This is a genomic window from Kaistella sp., from assembly GCF_049588135.1.
In the GTDB taxonomy this organism is placed as follows: Bacteria; Bacteroidota; Bacteroidia; order Flavobacteriales; family Weeksellaceae; genus Kaistella.
The window spans coordinates 1-4,155 of sequence record NZ_JBAVFG010000037.1 but is presented as its reverse complement, the minus strand read 5'-3'; the positions used below and the strand labels follow the sequence as shown (position 1 = coordinate 4,155).

At 33.0% G+C, this 4,155-nt stretch carries 4 protein-coding genes; 3 read left to right on the top strand and 1 reads right to left on the bottom strand.

The annotated features are described in order from the left end of the window. A partial coding sequence (locus WBY99_RS01990) for a UvrD-helicase domain-containing protein (RefSeq protein WP_423974673.1) occupies positions 1–2,541 on the bottom strand: 2,541 nt, incomplete at its 3' end. Positions 2,542–2,627: 86 nt separating this feature from the next. Here WBY99_RS01990 and rpsU point away from each other — a divergent pair. The 3 genes from rpsU (at position 2,628) to WBY99_RS01975 (ending at position 4,083) form a co-directional block, all read left to right on the top strand. Continuing rightward, a complete protein-coding gene (gene rpsU / locus WBY99_RS01985; protein ID WP_423974672.1) occupies positions 2,628–2,825 on the top strand; it encodes a 30S ribosomal protein S21 in 198 nt (65 codons plus the stop codon). Positions 2,826–2,907: 82 nt separating this feature from the next. Beyond that, entirely contained in the window at positions 2,908–3,789 is an 882-nt protein-coding gene (locus WBY99_RS01980; protein WP_423974674.1) for a tyrosine-type recombinase/integrase, read from the top strand. Between the two features lie 3 nt (positions 3,790–3,792). Continuing rightward, entirely contained in the window at positions 3,793–4,083 is a 291-nt protein-coding gene (locus WBY99_RS01975; protein ID WP_423974671.1) for an HPF/RaiA family ribosome-associated protein, read from the top strand. Positions 4,084–4,155: the final 72 nt, after the last annotated feature.

Below are 4,155 nucleotides of genomic sequence, written 5' to 3'. Positions count from 1 at the left end.
ATCATAGATTTCTAGATGATTGGCACTGTTGTTCGGTTTTTCAATATAAAAAAAAAGCTGTTCTGCTGCTCTGGTTGTCGCAACATATTGTAGGCAGAAATTGTCAATTTTTTCCTGATAAGAATTTTTATCATTGAATTCTGCAATTTCATGATCGTAAATTTCAAGCGCAGTATCAAAGAAATTCACATTCACAGAATGAAGTTGTTCTTCTGAATTTGTCGCAAACCAATAACTGCTTTTTTTAGAACTTGCAGCATTTTTCATGGGCAAAAGAACCACCGGGAACTCCAGACCTTTTGATTTGTGAATGGTCATAATCTGTACTGCATCTACATTTTCAGAGGCTTGTATTGTTTTAGTGTTCGCTTCTTCATTCCAGTATTTCAAAAATTCTTTTAAAGTAGAACCTGCATTTTGAGAATAGGCGTAAAGCATTTCAAGATAATTAAAAAGGAAATCGGTCTCTTTATTTTTTACTGCAAATTCATGTAAGAAATGTTCGATGAAATTATACAGATTCAGTTGTAGCAAATCCTTTGATTGTAGTTGAAGTCCATATTTTTCTGCAATCAAAACTTCCATTTCAGATTTAGTTTTCAAAGCGAGAATTTCCATAATTTCATTGCTGAAATTTTTCATTTCTATTCGTCCCAAAACCTTTAAATAATAAAGCATTTTCACCATAAACTGAAAATTTTTTGGATTTTCTTCCCATTTCAAAAATTCAGTTAATGCTAATAAAGTCAATGATAAATTCAGAGTTAAACCCGATTCTGAAATCGTTTTGATGTACACTTCCTCGTCTTTATATTTCACTTTTAAATTTCCTAATAATTGAGAAAAAGTGAAAATATCAAAGTTCCCACGACAAAGAATCGTAAGGTCTGAAAACCGATAACCATTTGCTAAACAGCCTTCAATATCATCACGCATTTTCTCTGCAGTTTCTTCATAAAACAGAATTTTCTTACTGGCATTTTCGATAAGATTAATTCGTACTCGACCTTCCATATCAGATTTTGCCGTCTGCTGCGAGCCATTACCGAAGATTTCCTGATGCTCTTTTTCTGTAAATTCCGATAGGTATTGATAAAGCTGATTGTTGAAATCTACGATGTTTTTCGCACTTCGATAATTGTTTTCTAAATTTTCAAGTCGGGCAAAAACTGGTGACTTTTCTTTTTGGTTAATAATGTCCAGCATCAGTTGAGAATCGCCACCGCGAAAACGGTAAATACTTTGTTTAGGATCGCCAACCAATGTAAAACTCATGTGTTCTTGTGAAACTGCATGATCTCTTAACGGAAGAAAATTTTGCCATTGCAATAAAGAAGTGTCCTGAAATTCGTCAAAGAAATAATGAGAGAATTTCGTTCCGATTTTTTCATAAATAAAGGCAGTGGGTTCTTCGCGAAGATTCTCGTGAATCATAATGTTGAATTTCGACAGCAAAACCAAATCATTTTCCTGTTCGATTTCGGCTAATTTATCCTGAATATCTTTATTCACTTTTAAAGGCAAAAGTGCATTGAGAATTTTTTCTTTCTTTTCTGCTTCTACATGATTTTTAATGATTTTTTTTCTTTGCGGTAAAAGAAAATCTAAGATTTCGAAAATCTCAGTTTCTCTTTTTTTAGATTTCGAAGAAGCTCCTTTTCGGATTTTCTCTTCTCTGCCTTCTTCCTGTTCAATAGTTTCATATAAAAGAGGGATTTTCTTATGGAGAAATTTTTCGAAAAAACCACCAATTCCGTTCTTTCCATCAGCGAAATCACCGATTTCCAAATTCCTTTCCTGCAGCAAATTCATTGCATCTTCTGCAATTTTGATGGAATCTTCTCTTAAGTCTTTGATGCTTTCTCGAAGATTCTTTTTCGTGTTTTCATAAACCTTCCAATCGAAATCTTTGTTTTCATTTAACTGAAAGTAATGTTTGTCTTGAACATATTCTTTCGCTGAATTATAAAGCGTTTTGTTGAGGTCGATTCGGTCATTATTATCCAAAGTATAATTCACAAAATCCATGAATGCTTCTGAAATTTTATTTTCTTCACCGATGTCTTCCAGCATTTTATCTACAGCTTCAATGAGAAATGGCTCGGCATTAATTTCTAAATTAAAATTTTGTGCTAAACCTAATTCTTGTGCAAAACTTCTCACCAGTTTCGAATTAAATTTATCAATCGTTCCGATATTTAAAGTAGAGTAGTGGTGCAGAACATAATCCAGCATTTTTTTTGAACGTTCATGTAAATCCTTTAAAGGGATATTGGAACCTTCATTTTTTAATTTCTCCTGAATATTGATGAGGTCGTTATTGGATTCATAAGTGTCCAGTGAGAACTTTTTCAACCAATCGATGATTCGGTGTTTCATTTCATTGGCTGCTTTATTCGTAAAAGTCAATGCCAAAATGTTTCTGATTTTGTCGGCTTGTGAAGGATACTTTAAACAAATAGCCAATAGATTCTGAACCAGTGCGTAAGTCTTTCCAGAACCTGCGGAAGCGTTGATTACTTTATAGTCGGGTTGTCTCATTTTATTTTATTGAGTTTAAAAATAGTAAAAAATTTGTCAATTCAGAAAAAAATCTTACTTTTGCAATCCAAAATGAGATGTAAATTATGTTAATAATCCCAGTAAAAGATGGTGAATCCATCGATAGAGCTTTAAAAAAGTACAAAAGAAAATTTGACAAGACAGGAACTGTAAGAGCTCTTAGAAGTCGTCAACAATTCAATAAGCCTTCTGTTGTGAAGAGAGCAGCGAATACTAAAGCAGCTTACAAACAAAGAAACTTGAGCATCGAAGACCAAGCTTAAAGAAAAATTTCTTTCAGAAAATACCTCAATCACTTTTCAAATACTTATATTTGAAAAGTGATTTTTTGTTGGTTGTAGTATGTTGATAGAACGATTTTTAGAATATATAGAAGTAGAAAAACGCTATTCACCTCATACGGTGACGAGCTATCGTAAAGACTTATCAGATTTTTCTGTTTTTCTATTAAGAACAGAATCACATCAGGATTTTACAAAAGTCGATAAAAAAATCATTAGAAATTTCATGACCGAATTAAGTGAGTCTAAAATTTCTAAACGAAGCATCAACAGAAAACTCTCTTCCCTGCGGAGTTTCTTCCTTTTTTTATTAGATGTTGCTGAGGTTAAAGTCTCACCGCTGGAGAGTATTCAATCCTTGAAATTTTACGCCGAAAAACAAATTCCTTTTTCAGAAGCAGAAATGTTGGCGCTTGAATCAATGGGAAAAAAGCCAGAAAACGGAAGCTTTCTAAAAGAGCTGATTATCGAAACGCTATACCAAACCGGAATGCGGAAAGCGGAATTAACGAGTCTTTTGTTTGATAATGTTGACTTTAGTAAAAAAGAAATTAAGGTCATTGGTAAAGGTAATAAATCGCGGATCATCCCTATTTCTGATAAACTTGTTCAAGGTTTTGAACAGTATTTAGCCACAAGAAAACCACTGGATTCGAGCGAGATGTATTTTTTCGTAAGTAAAAAAGGTGAAAAACTCAATGATAAATTTGTCTATTCTGCTGTAAATTCCTACCTTAGTCTTGTTACTTCGAAGACGAAAAGAAGCCCTCATATTTTAAGGCATAGTTTTGCAACGCATGTTTTAGAAAATGGAGCTGAAATTTCTAAAGTGAAGAAATTAATGGGACATTCATCGTTGGCATCAACGCAAGTTTATACCACCGCGAATATTGAACAATTAAAAAAAGTGTTTAACAATGCTCATCCTAGAGCGAAAAAAATGTAGATTATGAAAATTAAAGTTCAGTCAATGGGATTGACTCCACATGCACCACTTGAAGAGTATTTAGAAAAGAAACTAAATAAGCTAGAAACGTTTTATGATAAAATCCACGGGTGTCAAGTATTCTTGAAGGTTGAAAACACGGGTGATAAAGAAAATAAGACTGCCGAGTTGAAATTGGAAGTTCCGGGTGATGATATCATTGTTAAAAAGACTTCTGCCTCTTTCGAAGAGAGTATCGATCTTTGTACAGATGCAGCTAAAAAACTGTTAATCAAGAAGAAAGAACTAGCGTAAAAAAAAGTTTATAAAAAGTATCAAAAAATTTGTAGATTTAAAATAAACTACCTTATATTTGCACTCGCAAAA

Coding starts and splice junctions, on each gene's coding strand:
- rpsU (WP_423974672.1), top strand. CDS start 2,628: ATGTTAATAATCCCAGTAAAAGATGGTGAATCCATCGATAGAGCTTTA.
- WBY99_RS01975 (WP_423974671.1), top strand. CDS start 3,793: ATGAAAATTAAAGTTCAGTCAATGGGATTGACTCCACATGCACCACTT.